This is a genomic window from Sediminimonas qiaohouensis DSM 21189, from assembly GCF_000423645.1.
GTDB classification, from domain to species: Bacteria; Pseudomonadota; Alphaproteobacteria; order Rhodobacterales; family Rhodobacteraceae; genus Sediminimonas; species Sediminimonas qiaohouensis.
In genome coordinates this window covers 93,911-110,223 of record NZ_AUIJ01000005.1, presented here as the reverse complement: position 1 = coordinate 110,223, position 16,313 = coordinate 93,911, and the positions used below count along the sequence as shown (strand labels likewise).

The 16,313-nt window shown below is 65.5% G+C and carries 14 protein-coding genes; 6 read left to right on the top strand and 8 right to left on the bottom strand.

Going from position 1 to position 16,313, the window contains the following annotated elements:
• The first annotated feature begins 179 nt into the window (after positions 1-179).
• The 4 genes from nudC (at position 180) to G568_RS0106525 (ending at position 5,060) form a co-directional block, all read left to right on the top strand.
• Positions 180-1,151: an NAD(+) diphosphatase gene (gene nudC, locus G568_RS0106540; protein ID WP_026757274.1), complete on the top strand. Its 972-nt coding sequence runs from the start codon at positions 180-182 to the stop codon at positions 1,149-1,151.
• A gap of 47 nt (positions 1,152-1,198) precedes the next feature.
• Positions 1,199-1,663 carry an SRPBCC family protein gene (locus G568_RS0106535; protein ID WP_026757273.1) on the top strand — a complete coding sequence of 155 codons (465 nt, stop codon included), beginning with the start codon at positions 1,199-1,201 and terminating at the stop codon, positions 1,661-1,663.
• An 81-nt stretch (positions 1,664-1,744) separates the two neighbouring features.
• Positions 1,745-3,007, top strand: coding sequence for a SulP family inorganic anion transporter (locus tag G568_RS0106530; protein WP_026757272.1), 1,263 nt, complete (start codon positions 1,745-1,747; stop codon positions 3,005-3,007).
• Between the two features lie 37 nt (positions 3,008-3,044).
• A complete protein-coding gene (locus tag G568_RS0106525; RefSeq protein WP_026757271.1) occupies positions 3,045-5,060 on the top strand; it encodes a M3 family metallopeptidase in 2,016 nt (671 codons plus the stop codon).
• 260 nt (positions 5,061-5,320) lie between these two features.
• On the opposite strand, the gene G568_RS0106520 is transcribed toward G568_RS0106525, so the two are convergent.
• The 3 genes from G568_RS0106520 to G568_RS0106510 all read right to left on the bottom strand — a co-directional run bounded on the left by G568_RS0106520 (position 5,321) and on the right by G568_RS0106510 (position 9,250).
• A complete protein-coding gene (locus tag G568_RS0106520) occupies positions 5,321-6,760 on the bottom strand; it encodes a phosphomannomutase/phosphoglucomutase (RefSeq protein ID WP_405050595.1) in 1,440 nt (479 codons plus the stop codon).
• Positions 6,761-6,894: 134 nt separating this feature from the next.
• Positions 6,895-8,613: a KpsE/RkpR family capsule polysaccharide export protein gene (locus G568_RS0106515; protein ID WP_026757269.1), complete on the bottom strand. Its 1,719-nt coding sequence runs from the start codon at positions 8,611-8,613 to the stop codon at positions 6,895-6,897.
• A complete protein-coding gene (locus G568_RS0106510; RefSeq protein ID WP_026757268.1) occupies positions 8,591-9,250 on the bottom strand; it encodes an ABC transporter ATP-binding protein in 660 nt (219 codons plus the stop codon). The genes G568_RS0106515 and G568_RS0106510 overlap by 23 nt, the downstream gene beginning before the upstream one ends.
• Positions 9,251-9,437: 187 nt before the next feature.
• Here G568_RS0106510 and G568_RS0106505 point away from each other — a divergent pair, with 187 nt between their 5' ends.
• Both G568_RS0106505 and G568_RS0106500 read left to right on the top strand, forming a co-directional pair.
• A complete protein-coding gene (locus G568_RS0106505; RefSeq protein ID WP_026757267.1) occupies positions 9,438-10,025 on the top strand; it encodes a uracil-DNA glycosylase family protein in 588 nt (195 codons plus the stop codon).
• Positions 10,018-10,812: an SseB family protein gene (locus tag G568_RS0106500; protein ID WP_026757266.1), complete on the top strand. Its 795-nt coding sequence runs from the start codon at positions 10,018-10,020 to the stop codon at positions 10,810-10,812. Before G568_RS0106505 ends, G568_RS0106500 begins: the two co-directional genes overlap by 8 nt.
• A gap of 6 nt (positions 10,813-10,818) precedes the next feature.
• Here the strand turns inward: G568_RS0106500 and G568_RS0106495 are convergent, their stop codons facing one another.
• From G568_RS0106495 to mreC, 5 genes are read right to left on the bottom strand one after another with little or no spacing between them, the layout of a single operon-like run.
• Positions 10,819-11,751 carry a 2-hydroxyacid dehydrogenase gene (locus tag G568_RS0106495; protein WP_026757265.1) on the bottom strand — a complete coding sequence of 311 codons (933 nt, stop codon included), beginning with the start codon at positions 11,749-11,751 and terminating at the stop codon, positions 10,819-10,821.
• Between the two features lie 3 nt (positions 11,752-11,754).
• A complete protein-coding gene (gene rodA, locus G568_RS0106490; protein WP_026757264.1) occupies positions 11,755-12,894 on the bottom strand; it encodes a rod shape-determining protein RodA in 1,140 nt (379 codons plus the stop codon).
• Positions 12,891-14,837, bottom strand: coding sequence for a penicillin-binding protein 2 (gene mrdA / locus G568_RS0106485; RefSeq protein WP_026757263.1), 1,947 nt, complete (start codon positions 14,835-14,837; stop codon positions 12,891-12,893). Before mrdA ends, rodA begins: the two co-directional genes overlap by 4 nt.
• The gene (locus tag G568_RS0106480) at positions 14,834-15,373 is read right to left on the bottom strand and encodes a hypothetical protein (protein WP_026757262.1); all 540 of its coding nucleotides are present in this window, start codon (positions 15,371-15,373) and stop codon (positions 14,834-14,836) included. Before G568_RS0106480 ends, mrdA begins: the two co-directional genes overlap by 4 nt.
• Positions 15,370-16,296 (bottom strand): rod shape-determining protein MreC, encoded by a 927-nt coding sequence (gene mreC, locus G568_RS18415; RefSeq protein WP_051202814.1) that lies wholly within the window; start codon positions 16,294-16,296, stop codon positions 15,370-15,372. Before mreC ends, G568_RS0106480 begins: the two co-directional genes overlap by 4 nt.
• Positions 16,297-16,313: the final 17 nt, after the last annotated feature.

Here is a 16,313-nt window from a genome sequence, read left to right as displayed (position 1 = left end):
GCGGACACGTTTGGCGGGTTTCCAAGTGGCGGGAAGGGAACAGACGAGCACTGGAACCGGAATTTCTGCGCCGGGGCGTTAATACAGGTGGTAGCGGCCTTTGGCTGGTGCCACAATGATTTGTGTCATACGGAGAAAAAAACTTGAGCGCCGCGGCAAGCGGCACAGGAGGCGGTGCAATGCGCTTGGCGGAAACGGTGACATTCGGTGGATCGGCCCTGAACCGTGCGGCGGAATTGCGCGGCGACGCGGATGCATTGGCGCGGGCCGCGCGCGACCGGGCGGCGCGTGCGATCCTGCTGTGGCGGGGCAAGCCGCTCATGCGCGGGGGCGGCCCCGACCAGGGGCTGGTACGCCTGCCGATGGATCACCCGGTTCTGGCCGAGGCAGAGGGCGCGCCTGTGCTGTTGGGCCTGGAGGGGGACGCGCCGGTATTCGCGCAGGATATCTCAAGCTGGCAGCCGCCCACGGGGCAGGAGGTGCCGGGAGACGGATTTCGCGACACCACGCGGCAATCGCATCCCGGCCTGCCGCCGGAGCAGGTATTTACCGAGCTGCGCAGCGTAATGTCGCACTTGCAGCCGCGCGACGCGGAACTGGCCGCGACGGCGCGCGCGCTGTTCGGGTGGCACCGGACGCACCGGTATTGCGCCATCTGCGCCGCCCAAAGCGTGCCGGATCAGGGCGGCTGGCAGCGGGTGTGCCCATCGTGCGGGGCGCACCATTTCCCGCGCACCGATCCGGTTGTCATCATGTTGATCACGCATGGCAACTCGGTCCTGGTGGGGCGCTCGCATGGCTGGCCCGAGGGTATGTATTCGCTGCTGGCCGGGTTCGTCGAGCCGGGCGAGACCATCGAGGCGGCGGTGCGCCGCGAGGTGATGGAAGAGGCGGGCGTGGAGGTGGGCCGGGTCGAGTACCTGGCCAGCCAGCCGTGGCCGTTCCCATCGTCCCTGATGTTCGGATGCCGGGGCGAGGCGCGGCAGACCGACCTGCGCATCGACCCGGTCGAGTTGGACGACGCGATGTGGGTCACGCGCGAGCAGATGATGGAGGCCTTTGCCGGCCGCCATCCGGTTCTGGCCCCGGCGCGAAAGGGTGCAATTGCACATTTTATTCTGCGCAATTGGCTTGCGGACAAATTGGATTGAGGTGAGACTGCGCCCCGCAGGCCGACCCAGGAATTACAGGCATTTATATGAAGTTTTCGACAAAGGAAGACGTTGACGCCCCCATCGGCAAGGTTTTCGACACACTTGCGGATTTCGAGATGATCGAACGCGCGGCGATGCGCCGCGGGGTCGAAGTGCAGCGCACCGATACCCTGAGCAAGCCGGGCATCGGGGCATCGTGGCATGCCAAGTTCAACATGCGCGGCAAGCAGCGCGAGGTAGATATTTTCGTGCCATCGTATGATCCGCCGAACGAGATCACCATGCATTCACAGTTGCAGGGCCTGCAAAGCGAGATGAAGATCGAGCTGGTGGCGCTGTCGCGGCAGCAAACGCGCCTGAGCGTCGTGGCGAACCTGAAGCCGACGACGCTATCGGCGCGGTTGCTGGTGCAGTCTCTCAAGATGGCGCGGACCAAGCTGAACAAGAGGTTTCGCGAACGCGTTGCGGATTACGCCCGCGAATTGCAGGAGCGCGCCGCGCGCTTGTGACGGGCGGCGGCGGGGCGGCCTGCTTGAACAATCCGCGCCGGGGGAGTAACGCATAGCCACCCCGACAACAGGATTACCCCGATGCGTCCCAAGATCCTGACGACGATGCAGTCGTATTCACGTGCCTTGTTCATGGCCGATTTGCTGGCTGGTGTCTCGGTTGCGATGGTTGCCCTACCGCTCAGCCTTGCGATCGCGATCGCATCGGGGGCGCCGCCGGAAACGGGCCTGATCACGGCGATCGTGGCGGGGTTCCTGATATCGCTTCTGGGGGGTAGCCGGGTGCAGATCGGCGGGCCCACGGGGGCGTTCATCGTCGTGGTTTACGGGGTGATCGCCGATCATGGGTATGATGGCCTGGTGCTGGCGACGTTCATGGCCGGCGGTATCCTTATCATCGGCGGGTTGCTGCGGGTGGGCAACCTGATCCGCTATGTGCCCGAGGCCGTGATCAGCGGCTTTACCATCGGGATCGCGGTGATCATCGCCACCAGCCAGATACCCGCCTTTGCCGGGCTGACGATGGCCGAGGTGCCTGCCGATTTCGTGGAAAAGGTGCCAGCCCTGTGGGGTGCACGCGATACGGCGAGCGCGGCCGCGGTGGCGGTGGGGCTGGCGACGCTGGTGATGATCGTGGTCCTGCGCCGCATCGCGCCGCGGTTTCCGGGGCTGGTGGTGGCGGTTGCGGTAGGGTCGCTGGCGGTTGTCGTGTTGGCGTTGCCGGTGGACACGATCCAATCGCGCTTTGGCGCGTTGCCGCGCGGATTGCCGATGCCGCAATTGCCGCAGATTTCCGCGGCGCGGGTGATCGAGCTGTTGCCATCCGCCTGCATCATCGCGTTCCTGGCGGCGGTGGAATCGCTGTTGTCGGCAATGGTTGCCGATCGCATGGTGGGCGGGCGCACCCGCGCCAACGCCGAGGTCATCGCGCAGGGCATCGCCAATATCGGATCGGCCCTTGTGGGCGGGTTGCCCGCGACCGGGGCCATCGCCCGCACCGCAACCAACGTGCAGGCCGGGGGGCGCACGCCGGTGGCGGGCATGGTTCATGCACTGGCGATCCTGGCCATCATGGTGGCGGCGGCGCCACTGGCGGGGTACCTGGCGATGCCGGCGCTGTCGGCGCTGCTATTGCTGACGGCGTGGAACATGAGCGAGCCGCACAAATGGCGCAGCTACGTCTCGGCGCGGCTATCGGATCGGGTGTTGTTGGTGTTGACCATGGTCCTGACGGTTGTCGCGGATTTGACCGTGGCAATTGGCGTCGGTGTGGCGATCGGTCTTGCGCTAAGGCTACGGCGGCGCCAGATCCCGCCTGCACGCTGGTCCGATCCGGACCGCTGACGAAACAAGGCGCGTACCGCGCAAGGAGATAGCAGAGATGACCAACCCGCTCTTGTCCGACTGGGATACGCCCTTTGACCTGGCGCCGTTCGCGCAGATCGAGGACGCGCATTTCGAGCCCGCCTTTGACGCCGCTATCGCCGAGCATAACGCCGAGATCGACGAGATCACCGGCAACAGCGCGCCGCCCACCTTTGCCAACACGGTTGAGGCGCTTGAGGCGGTGGGCCGCTCATTGAGCCGGGTCCTGTCGGTGTTCTTTACGCTTGCCGGCGCCGACAGCACGCCAGAGCGGCAGGCGTTGCAGCGTGCCTTTGCGCCCCGGCTGGCGGCGCATTCGGCGCAGATCACGGGCAACAAGGCGCTCTTTGCCCGCATCAGCGCACTGTGGGAACAGCGCGAGGATCTGGACCTGAGCGAGGAACAGGCGCGTGTTCTGATGCTGACGCATCGCGGGTTCGTGCGGGCGGGAGCGGCCCTGGAAGGGGCGGCGGACACCCGCATGCAACAGATCAAATCGCGGCTGGCGGTGCTGGGCACGCAATTCACACAAAACCTGCTGGCAGATGAGCGCGGTTGGGCGCTGGAGCTGTCCGAGGATGATCTGGAGGGGCTGCCGGACACGACAATTGCCGCGATGCGCGAGGCGGGGCGCGAGCGGGGCCATGACGGTCCGATCCTGACGCTGTCGCGCTCGATCATCACGCCGTTCCTGCAATCCAGCCCCCGCCGCGAGCTGCGCGAAACGGCGTGGCGCGCCTATGTCGCGCGCGGCGCGAATGGCGGCGACAGCGACAACCGCGCCATCGCCGCCGAGGTTTTGGCCCTGCGGCAGGAACGGGCCGAGCTTCTGGGCTATGACAGCTTTGCCGATTACAAGCTGGAAACCGAAATGGCGGGCACGCCGGCGGCTGTGCGCGATTTGCTGATGCAGGTGTGGGAGCCCGCCCGCGCCCGGGCGCAAGACGACGCGCGGGCGCTTGAGGCGATGATGCACGAGGATGGCATCAATGGCCGGCTGGAGCCGTGGGACTGGCACTATTACGCGGGGAGGCGCCGGCAGGCCGAGCATAACCTGAACGAGGCCGAGCTGAAGCCATACCTGCAACTCGACCGGATGATTGAAGCTGCGTTCGATTGCGCGAACCGGCTGTTCGGGTTGGAGTTCGCGCCGCTGGACGTGCCGCTTTATCACCCCGATTGCCGGGCATGGGAGGTCACCCGCGAAGGGCGGCACGTGGCGGTGTTCATCGGGGATTACTTCGCGCGCGGGTCCAAACGCTCGGGCGCGTGGTGCTCGGCCATGCGCACGCAGGCACGATTCCCGCAGGTGCAGGCGCCGGTGGTGATCAACGTGTGTAACTTCGCGCGGGGGGAGCCGGCGCTGCTATCCTATGACGACGCGCGCACCCTGTTTCACGAGTTCGGTCACGCGCTGCACCAAATGCTGTCGGACGTGCGATATGAAAGCGTCTCGGGCACCTCGGTCGCGCGGGATTTCGTGGAACTGCCCAGCCAGTTGTTCGAGCATTGGCTGGAGGTGCCCGAGGTTCTGGAGACATTTGCCACCCACGCCGATACCGGCGCGCCGATGCCGCGTGACATGCTGGAGCGGGTTTTGGAGGCGGCGAATTTCGACCAGGGGTTCCAGACGGTGGAATACGTGGCCTCGGCGCTGGTCGATCTGGAGTTTCACGACGGCCCGCCGCCCGCCGATCCGATGGCGCGGCAGGCCGAGATCCTGTCCGCGATCGGCATGCCACGCGAGATCGCGATGCGCCACGCGCCGCCGCATTTCGCGCATGTTTTCTCGGGCGATGGCTATTCCAGCGGGTACTACAGCTACATGTGGTCCGAGGTGATGGACGCCGACGCCTTTGCCGCCTTCGAGGAGGCAGGCGATGCGTTCGACCCGGACCTGGCGCGGGCGCTGGAGGATCACATCCTGTCGCGCGGCGGCTCGGTCGACGCGGCGGAGCTGTATCAGCGGTTTCGCGGGCGCCTGCCGGGGGTGGAGGCCCTGCTCAGGGGGCGGGGATTGATCGAGGGCTGAGCGCGGGTGGCCGGAGCCATTGGGGGTTCCACCCCCAAACCCCCGGAGTATTTGTGGCAAGATGAAGGGGGAGGTCCACCCTGCCCGGCGCGCGGGCCGCTTGGCATCAGGCGCCGGAGCAGGGCTTCACCTTGCGCGGTCATCGGCTCTCCAGCCTGTACTGCGCCTTGTAGTCAAGCGCATTAACGTTAATGGCCGATGAATGCGGGTGTGCTTCATCTTGCCATAAATACTCAAAAAAGCGGACCGCGAGCCATGGCTCAGATGGTTTGGTCGTAGGCGCCGACGGCGGGCTCCGTGCGGATGACGGCGTCGATATCGGCGAAGATGGCGCGCATCTCGTCCTCCGAGGTGCTGCTTTCGCAGACCACGACGAGGTTGGGCGTGTTGCTTGAGGCGCGCACCAGCCCCCACGAGCCATTGTCGAGGATAACCCGCGCGCCGTTGACCGTAACCACGCGGTCGATGCGGCGCCCGGCCATCGTCTCTCCGGCCTCGTGTTTGGCGACCAGCTTTTGCACCAGCCGGTCGAGCACCTGGTATTTCTGATCGTCGGCGCAGTAGGGCGCCATGGTAGGGGTTGAGTGGGTCATGGGCAGCGCGCGGCGCATATCGGACATTGACAGGTCTGGGTTGCGATCCATCATCTTGCAGATTTCGACCGCCACGCGCAGCCCGCAGTCGTAGCCGCGGCCGATCGGTTCGGCCAGGAAATAGTGGCCCGATTTCTCGAACCCCGCCAGCGCGCCGATTTCCTTGACCCGGCGTTTCATGTGGCTGTGTCCGGTTTTCCAGTAGTCGGCCTTGGCGCCATATTTCAGAAGTTCCGGGTCCGAGGCGAACAGGCCGGTGGATTTCACATCGGCGACGAAGGTGGCGCCGGGGTGCAGCTTGACCAGGTCGCGCGCCATGATGACGCCCATCTTGTCGGCGAAGATCTCTTGGCCTTCGTCGTCGACCACGCCGCAGCGGTCGCCGTCGCCGTCGAAGCCAAGCGCGAAATCGGCGTCGGTCCCCCGCACGCTGTCGGCCATGTCGTGCAGCATTTCCATGGCTTCGGGGTTGGGGTTGTAGTTAGGGAAGGTGTAATCGAGCCGGGTGTGGGATGGGATGACCTCGACCCCGATCCGCTCGAGCAGGGCGGGCGCGAAGGCGCTGGCGGTGCCGTTGCCGGTGGCGCAGACGACGCGCAGCTTGCGGGTCATGCGGAAATCGCCGGCGAGGTCGTCTAGGTAGGCCTCGCGCACGCCATCGACGAATTCGTAGCTGCCGCCGGGGGTTTCCTGCGCTTCGCCGCCCAGGACGATATTGCGCAGCTCAGTCATTTCGTCGGGGCCGTGGGTCAGCGGGCGTTCAAAGCCCATCTTGACGCCGGTCCAGCCGTTCGGGTTATGGCTGGCCGTGACCATGGCGACGGCGGGCGCGTCGAGGTGGAACTGCGCGAAATAGGCCATGGGCGAGAGGGCCGGGCCGATGTCGCGGACCTTGATGCCGGCCTGTATCAGGCCCAGCATCAGCGCGTTCTTGATCGACAGGGAATAGTCGCGGTAGTCGTTTCCGACCGCGATCACCGGGGCGATGCCGTGGCGGTGCATTTGCGTTCCCAGCCCCATCCCAAGGGCGGTGATGCCGGGCAGGTTGATGTCCTCTGGGTATTTCCAGCGGGCGTCGTATTCGCGAAACCCGGTTGGCGCTATCATGGCCGTTTTCAGGAAATCCCAGGTGTTCGGGGCGACGGACGTTTCGGGCTTTTCCACGGCTTAAATCTTTCTCTTCACAATAATAACTGGTTGCGCCGACACCGTCGCCGCGCGCGGTTGACCGGCCTTGTGCGTCAGCTTGAGACCTGTTCGCGCAGGATCGAGGCGGTTAGCGAGACCATCAGGTAAATGCCCGAAAAGATCAACAAGGCGAGGATCGTGTTTTCGAACGCCCTTGGGTAGGCGGGATCGTCGGGCTCGACCGGTTTCACGCTGGTTGTCAGGTAACGGACCTGGCGGCTGGCTTCCAGCTCGGTCTGCTTCTCGTTTTGCAGGGCAGATTGCAGGAACAGGTCCGCGGTGGCCAGGTCGGCCTTGGCCATCTGGATGCGGGCGGTTTTGGCGGCCAGTGAGCTGTCGCCGGTGGACGCTTCGTTCAGGCGCGCGTTTTGCTTGTCCAGATCCTGCTTGAGCAGGCGGATTTCGGTGCGCAGGGCATCGACGCGCGCCTGGTTGGGGCGGACGTTGTTCATCTGCGTGGCAAGCGCCAGTTCCTTTTCCTGCAACTGCATCTCGACGCTGCCGATCAGGCTGCGGATGTTGGCGATCTCGCCTTCGGGGTCAAGCAGGGTTCCCTCTTGCAGCTCGACCAGCTTTTGCTGCGCGGCGCGGCGTTCGGCCTTGGCCTGTTCCAGGTTCTTGCTGGCTTCGCGCATCTGGTCTTCGCGTTTGCGGCGGCTGAGCTGGTCAACGCGTTCCTCGGCGTAGGCGATCAGGTGCTCGGAGAACTGAACGCTGGTTTTCGGGTCGGCGGCGATCACTTCCATGCGGATGACGCCCTCGGTCGGGTCGTAGCCGATTTTCACGTTCTTCTTGAAGACGCCGTAGGCATCATCGCTGCTGGCGTCGTTGTCGAGGCGTTGAATGGGGTCGATGTGATCCTGGCTGAAGTGCGAAGCAAAGCCGATGTCGCGCTCAAGCCGCTGCATCGCGTCCTGCGATTGCAAATAGGATTGCACCGCGATGGAATCCTGGTTGGTGGCGAATTGCGTGCCGCTGAGCAAACCGCCAAGGCCGGAGCCGCCCTGGCTATCGGCTTGCAGGATCAGGAACTCGGACTTGGTGGAATACATCGGGGTCGCGATGTTGAAGAAGTACCACCCGGCAAGGAACGTCGGCAGGAACACGAAGGCGGCAAGCCGCGTCAGCAGCAGGAGCATCTTGCGACGGCGGCGGCGCGCGATGTCGCGTTGGATTTCCATGACCTCCTGTGCGCGGCGATCTGCCGGGGCCATTTCGGTGGCGGGCAGGGTATTGCCGCGGGCCTGCACGGTTTGCGGCAGGTTCGCGTGCCCGTCCGGGGTGGTGGCCGGGACGCCTGCGCCGCCATCGCCGTTGCCGTTCTGGGGCACGACCAGCTCCAGCATGGTAGAGCGTTGGAACGGATCGATCCCTTGGGCGCGCAACAGGCGCACGGCGTCGAAATCCGAGGTGGGGGCGAGGCCGTGCTTTTGCGCGACGCGGCGCGCCATGCGCAGTTGCCGGCCGGTCAGGCCCTCGCGGCGGATCTCGTCGATTTGCTGTTCGGCGCTGACCTGGGCGGGGGAGGAAACCTGCCCCTGCGCCTCTGCGCCTTGGGGGGCTTGGGCGGTCTGCGGGCGCTCGGTAGGGCGCTGTGGCTGCTTGGGCGCTTGCGGGTGGCGGGGCGTTACCGACGCGGGGCGCTGCGGGGCGTTGGCCTGCGCGGTCTCGGCGCTCTGCGAGGGCGCCTGCGTATCGGGCGCGGCTGCTGCCGACGCGCCCTGACCGTTACGGCGGATGCGAAATTTTCTAGCCTTGGGTTTCGTAGTCATATAGCTGTTTCGCTTCTTCCAAGGTGTCAAACATATAGAGTTGCCCGCCCATCAGGACGGCAGCAGAGCGCGCGAATTTCTCCAGCACCTGCGCCTGGTGCGATACGATGATCACGGTCGTCGTTCGTAGGCGTTCGCGCAGAATTTCGCCAGCCTTGCGGTTGAACTCCACGTCCGTCGATCCGGGCATACCCTCGTCGATCAGGTATATATCAAAATCCAGCGCGAGCATCAGGGCAAAAGAGAACCGCGCGCGCATGCCAGAGGAATAGGTGCCAAGGGGTTGCTCGAAATATTCGCCCAGGTTGCAAAGCCAGCGGCAGAAAGCCTCGACATAGTCGGGGTCCAGCCCGTAGAGGCGCGCGATGTAGCGGCTGTTTTCCACGGCCGTGTGCCGGTTGATGACGCCGCCCATGAACCCCAACGGGAAGCTGATGCGCGAGGTGCGGCGGATCACCCCTTCGTCGGGCTTTTCCAGCCCGGCCATCATGTTGATCAGGGTTGTCTTGCCGGTGCCGTTCGGGGCCAGGATGCCGAGCGAGTTGCCGATGTCCACGCGAAACGACACGCGGTCAAGGATGACCTTGCGCTGTTTGCCGGTCCAGAAGGACTTGCTAACATTTTCGAACTCTAGCATCGATAGTGCTCCGCTGCGGCCTCTGCTTACCCTCTTAGCGGGGCATTCTTAAGTGATTATTGGTCCCGGACGGCCCGAGCATGGTGGTTTGTAGCGTGTTCTTGCAATGTTTGTGGGCAAAAATATGTCTGATATGGAAACAAACGAAGGCAATGCTGACAATTGATTTTAACGACTGGGCAGATGCATGGATGATATTGGCGATCAGATCTCTGCCTGCCGCCTTTGCGCCGAACGGTTCGCCGCGACGGAAACGGCGCATGCGCCCCGCCCGGTTGTCTGGTTTCGCCACAGCGCGCGCGTGCTGATTGCGGGACAGGCGCCGGGCAAGCGTGTGCACGAGTCGGGCAAGCCGTTTGACGATCCGTCTGGCGACCGCCTGCGGGATTGGCTGGGCCTGGACAGGAGCGAGTTTTATGATCTGTCGCGGGTCGCGATCGTGCCCATGGCGTTCTGCTTTCCGGGGTATGACGCGCGCGGGTCCGACCTGCCGCCGCCGGCGCATTGTGCGCGGACGTGGCACAATCAGGTGATGCAAGGGTTGGACAATTTGTCGCTGCGGGTGATCATCGGCGGGCCGGCGCAACGGTGGCACCTGGGCACGCGGGCGGGCGTGACCGATACCGTCAAGGCGTGGCGCGCGCAGGCGCCGGGGGTTTTCCCCTTGCCTCATCCCTCGTGGCGCAATACCGCTTGGCTGCGGCGCAATCCGTGGTTCGAGGCAGAGTTGCTGCCCCAGTTGCGCGCGCAGGTGCGAAGAGTGATGGATGGATAGCGAAACCGCCCTTGATCAGGCCCACGAGGCGATGCAGGCCGCCCCCGACGACGCCACCGCGCGGCTACGGTTCTACGAGCGGCTGGCAGATAGCGAGGTGGTCGTGCTGCTGACCGAGGAGGCGCGGGGCGATGCGCTGAACCCTGAACTGTTTGATCTGTCCGATGCCCGCTATGTCCTGGTTTTCGATCGCGAGGATCGGCTGAGCCGGTTTGTCGGCGGTGTTGCGCCCTATGCCGCGCTATCGGGGCGGGTGGTGGTGCGCCTGCTGGCCGATCAGGGGATCGGCCTAGCGTTGAACCTTGAGGTGGCGCCGTCGTCGATCCTGTTGCCGCCGGACGCGGTGGCGTGGCTTGCGCGCACGCTGGACAACCCGCCCGACGAGGCGGAGGCGCGGATCAGTGCGCTGGCGCCGCCCGCGGGATTGCCCGAAAGCCTGCTGACGGCGCTTGATGCCAAGCTGGCCAGTGCGGCGGGGTTGGCCGAGGCGGCCTACCTGGTGCAGGCCAGTTACGCAGATGGCGGGCAGAACCACCTATTGGCTTTTGTGGGCGCGCGCGATGGGGCCGATGCGGCGCTGGCCAAGGCGGTGGCCGAGGCGCTGACCTTTACCGGGCTGGAGGCGGGGACGCTTGATGTGAGCTTTGCCGCAGTGGGCGATGCCATCGTGCCGCGGCTGGAGCGTCACGGCCTGCGGTTCGACCTGCCGCAACCCGCGGCGCAGGAAAGCGGGGTGGGCCCCGCGGCGCCGGGGCGCGACCCAAACGCGCCGCCTATCTTGAGATAACCGGGATCAGTAACCGCGATCACGATCGACGAGGTGCAGCAGCGGCTCGCCCGCCTCGCCGCGGCGGACGTTTTCGGCGATCACCCGCGCCGCCGAGGTCGGCCGCGTCTCAGACGCGATATGCGGCGTGACCGTCACCTGCGGATGGGCCCAGAACGGATGTTCGGGCGGCAGTGGCTCGGTCCGGAAGGTGTCGAGCGTGGCATGGCCGAGGTGCCCGGCGTCCAGGGCGGCCAGCAGCGCGTCATCGTCGATCAGCGCGCCGCGCCCGGGGTTTAGGATCACCGCGCCGCGCGGCAGGCTGGCCAAGCGCGCGTCGTTCATCAAATTGGCCGTCTCATGGGTGTGGGGCAGCAGCAGCACCAGTATCCCGGCGCGCTCCAGCGCGGCGCTCAGGCCGTCGCCGCCGTGCAGGCAGGTGAGGCCGGGCACGTCCTTGGGGCTGCGGCTCCAGCCGGTGACGGGAAAGCCGAGCTGCGCCAGCGCCTCGCCGCAGGCCCGGCCAAGCGCCCCCAGCCCCAGGATGGTGACCGGCCTGTCGGTGGCCAGCGGCGGCGGGTCGTGGCGCCATTCGCCGTCCTGGTGCAGGATATGCGCATCGAGGCCCAGATGATGGCGTAGCACATGGCCGGTGACCCATTCCACCATGCCCCGCGTCAGCCCGTCATCGACCATGCGCGCCAGCGGCATGGTCAGGGTGTCGTTGCCGGTGATGTTCTCGACCCCGGCCCACAGGTTCAGCACCGCCTTGCAACGGGTGAATGGCGTGAAATCCTGCACGTCGCTGCCGGGGGAATAGACGATGTAATCGACCTCGGGCGCGGAGATGTCAGTGGCAAGGTGCGCGTCGATCCCCGCGTCGGACAGGGCCGTGCGCAGCGGTTCGCGGTAATCGTTCCAAAGGGCGTCATTGGCGGCGAAGAGAACATTTGTCGTCATGGGTTACCTTGGTTTGTGGACATGGGCGCTTTGGACAAGGCCGAAGGCCAGCATCAGCACCAGCATTGCCGAGCCTCCGTAGCTGACCAGCGGCAGCGGCACGCCTACGACAGGGGCCAGCCCCATGACCATCGACATGTTGACCGCGAAGAACAGGAAAAACGTGAGCGCGATCCCCAGCGTCAGAAGGGCCGAGAACCTGTCGCGCATCGTCAGCGCGGTGGCGATGCAAAACAGCAGGATCAGCGCGTAAAGCAGCAGCAGGGAAATCCCCCCGACATAGCCGAACTCCTCGGCAAGCGTGGTAAAGATGAAATCGGTGTGCTTTTCCGGCAGGAAGTTGAGCCGCGTTTGCGTGCCCTGCATGAAGCCGCGCCCCGTCCAGCCGCCCGAGCCGAGCGCGATCTTGGATTGCGTGATGTGATAGCCTGCACCGAGCGGATCGCTCGCCGGGTCAAGGAACACGTCGATCCGGCGGTATTGGTAATCCTTGAGGATCTGCCAATCGGTGCCGCGCGATTGCAGCACCGTCGTCACCACCCCGACGCCCGACGCGATCACGGCCACGAAATAGGCCCAGTGCACGCCGGCCAGGAACATCAGGCCGCCGCCCGAGAACACCAGCAACAGCGCGGTCCCCAAATCGGGCTGCTTGAGCACCAGCGCAGCGGGCAGCATTATGATCATCGCCGGCACCGCGACCCAGAACGGGTGCGAGATCTTGCGCATCGGCAGCCACTCGTAATAGGCGGCCAGCATCATGACCAGGGCGATTTTCATCAGCTCAGACGGCTGAAGCCGCATGAACCCTAGATCGATCCAGCGTTGCGCGCCCATGCCGATGGTGCCGAACACCTCGACCGCGACCAGAAGCAGGATCGACACGCCATAGGCGACGCCGGCCATGTTGCGCCAGAACCAGATCGGCACCATGGCGATGATCAGCATGGCCAGCATGCCGATGGCAAAGCGTTTCATCTGCGGCTCGGCCCAGGGCGTCAGCGACCCGCCCGCCACGGAATACAGCATCAGGAACCCGATGCAGGCCACCGCCGACAACAGCAGCAACAGCGGCCAGTTCAGGTATAGGATCTTGCGCGGCCCGGCGGGGACGTTGCGCACGGTATACTCAAGATAGCTCATGCGCGGTCCTGTCCGTTGGCGCCGATTTCGCGCTGCTCGCGCTCAAGGCGCTCTTGCAGGGCCTTGATGCGGCTGCGATCCGAGGCGGGATAGGCCGATAGCGGCGGCGTGCCGCCATGGAGGGCCTGCAACGTGATATCGCGCGCGATCGGGGCCGCGACGGCCGAGCCGCCGCCGCCATGTTCGACCACGACCGAGACTGCGATCCGGGGCGCGTCATGGGGGGCGAAGTTGACGAAAAGCGCATGATCGCGCCGTTCCCATGGCAGGTCAGCGTTCTGGGTGACGCCTTCGCGCCGTTCGGCGGCGGAAATGTTGCGCACCTGGCTGGTGCCGGTCTTGCCGGCCATGCGCAGCCCCTCGGTCAGGATGCGCGAGCTGTAGGCGGTTCCGTGCCGGTTGTTGGACACGGCGAACATGCCCTGGCGGATCTGGCGCAGGTGGTTTTCATTGAGCCCCATCGTCGGGGCATCGGACGCGACGGGGTGTTCCACCCCGTCGATGGATTTGATCAGCCGCGGCGTGATCGAACGGCCAGTTGCGATGCGCGCGCTCATCACCGCCAGTTGTAGCGGCGAGGTCAGCACGTAACCCTGTCCGATCGAGGCGTTGACGGTATCGCCAAGAACCCAATCCTTGCCAAAGCGCTGCCGTTTCCAATCCTTGGTGGGTACGCGGCCCTCGGCGACGGCGGACATCGGCACGTTGAAATCCTCGCCCAGGCCAAGGCGGTGACCCATGGCGGATATCTTCTCGATGCCGACCTTGAGGGCCAGATCGTAGAAATACACATCGCAGCTTTCGCGCAGGGCGGCTTCGAGCGTCACGTTCCCGTGGCCCCAGGTTTTCCAGCAGTGGAACTTGCGGCCCGATACCTTCAGAAAACCGGGGCAATAGACCGTGTCCTGCGAGGTGATAAGCCCCTCTTCCAGCGCGGCCAGCGCGGTGACCATCTTGAAGGTCGAGCCAGGCGGATAGAGCCCCTGCACCGACTTGCTGGCAAGGGGGCGATACTTGTCCTCGGTCAGGGCCTTGTAGTCGGCGACGGAAATGCCGCGCACGAACAGGTTCGGGTCATAGCTGGGCGTTGATGCGACCGCCAGCAGATCGCCAGTCTGGCAATCGATGACCACGGCGGATGCGCTTTGTTCGCCCAGGCGGGCCTGGACATAGCTTTGCAAGGCGTGATCGACCGTCAGTTGCAGGTTCGTGCCGGGCGTGCCTTCGCGTCGGTCAAGCTCGCGCATGACGCGGTTGTTGGCGTTGACTTCGACCCGCTTGGTGCCGGCCTCGCCGCGCAGGGCGTCCTCGTACTTGGCCTCGACGCCGACCTTGCCGATCTGGAACCGCGGGATCAGAAGCAAGGGCGCGGGCGCCTTGATGCGCGACAGGTCATAGTCGCTGACCGGGCCGACATAGCCCACGACATGCGCGAAATCCCCCCGCATGGGATAGCGCCGCGATAGTCCCACCTCGGGCACGACGCCGGGCAGGGCGGGCGTGTTGACCGAGACGCGCGCGATGGCGTCCCATGCGACACGGTCGGCGACGGTGACTTGCACATCCGGGCGCGCCTCTTGCAGGTCGCGGCGGGCCGCCTCGACCTGTTCGGCGTTCATCCCGATCAGGTGCGCCAGCCGGTTCAGCACGGCATCGGCATCGCCTGCTTCCTCGCGGATCATGGTGATGCGATAGCTGGGCTCGTTCACCGCGATGGGGCGGCCGTTTCGATCGAAAATCTCGCCGCGTTCGGGGGGAAGAAGCCGGATGTTTATGCGGTTTTCCTCGGCCAGGAGGCGGAATTGATCGGCCTGATCGACCTGGAGGAAGTGCATGCGCGCGCCGAGAAGCCCCATAAACCCCAGCTGAAGCCCGCCCAGGAACAGCCCCCGCCGGGTAAAGCGGCGGACACCCTCGGCGGTATCGCGGCCCGGGCGCCTCATGGGGTTTGCCCCGTTGCGTCCACCTCGCCGGGCGCGGATTTGCGCACGTTGAACATGAGGGCCGATGCGGCCACGACCACCGGGTAGATCAGAACGGTCATGACCGCGCGGATCGTGGTCAGGCCGATCGGGGCTTGCGGCACCATCGCCAGCGACAGTATCAGGCGATAGCCGAGGACAAGCGCGACGATCATGATCCCGACATTGAGCCATTCCATCGCGAAGGTCTGATCGCGCAGGCCGCGTGCGCGCGATTTCATCATGCCGGTCGCCAGCACCGCCAGCGCCGCCCACAGGCCCGGAGGGCGCTGAAACAGCAGATCGGCCAGCAGCATCACCAGCGCGACCGACAGCGCGGGCACATATTCGGGGCGGCGCAGCGCCCAGGCGAATGTCAGCGCCAGCAATACGTCAGGCCCGGCCCAAAGCGGCGGCGTCATGTCCAGCGGCAGCAGGCGGAAAAAGAAGATCACCAGCGCCAGACCTACATAGGCGGCGCGCATCAGCCACAGACGTGTTGCGGCGGAGTGCATCATTCGCCACCCCCGCGGTTGCCGCCACCGTCTCCCCCGCCGCCGGGTGGCCTGCCGGTGATCAGGTCCTCCGGCGCGACCAGAGACACGGGCGCCGTGATCCGCTCGAGCCCCGGTGTGCGCAGCACCCGCAGAAACTCCAGCCGCTCGTAATCGGCGGCGAGGCGCACGCGCAGCTGGCCGCCGGGGCTTTGGGCGACCTGCCCGATCAGCAGCCCGGCGGGAAACACCCCGCCATCGCCCGACGACACAACGCGATCGCCGGCGCGCACGTCGTCGGGGTTTTCCAGGAACGCCAGCGGCGGCGCCACGGTGTTGTTGCCCTGCACGATGGTGGTCTGGCCCGAGGGCTGCACGATGGCGGGCACGCGGCTGGAGCTGTCGGTCAGCAGGATCACGCGGCTGGTATTGCGCCCCACCCCGGAGATGCGCCCCACAAGGCCGATACCATCCATCGTGGCCCAGCCATCCTGTATCCCGTCGCGCGCGCCCACGTTGAGCAGAACCGATTGCCGGAACGGCGAGCCGCTATCGGCCATCACGACGCCGGTGACATGCGTCAGCCGCGGATCGAGGCGCACCTTGTTGAGGTCCAGTAGCCGGGCGTTTTCCTGCTCCAGTTGCAGGGCGGCCTCTTTCCACGCTTTCATCTGTTGCAATTCACGGCGCAACTGGCGGTTTTGCTGCACGATCTGGCGGTAGCTCTGGAAATCGCGGCCGACATTCACGATCGCGGTGACAGGGGTCATGGCCCAATCGAAACTGGGCACGACGCGGTCAACCACCTGTGCGCGGAACCGTTCCACGCGGGGATTGTCGATCCGCCAAAGCAGGAAAATCCCCAGCAGGCACAGAACCAGCACCGCTGTCAGCAGACGTTTCAGCGGGGCGGTATAGTCGTCGCCTTGTGGTCCGTTTCGTGCCAATGTGACCCCCTGTCAGA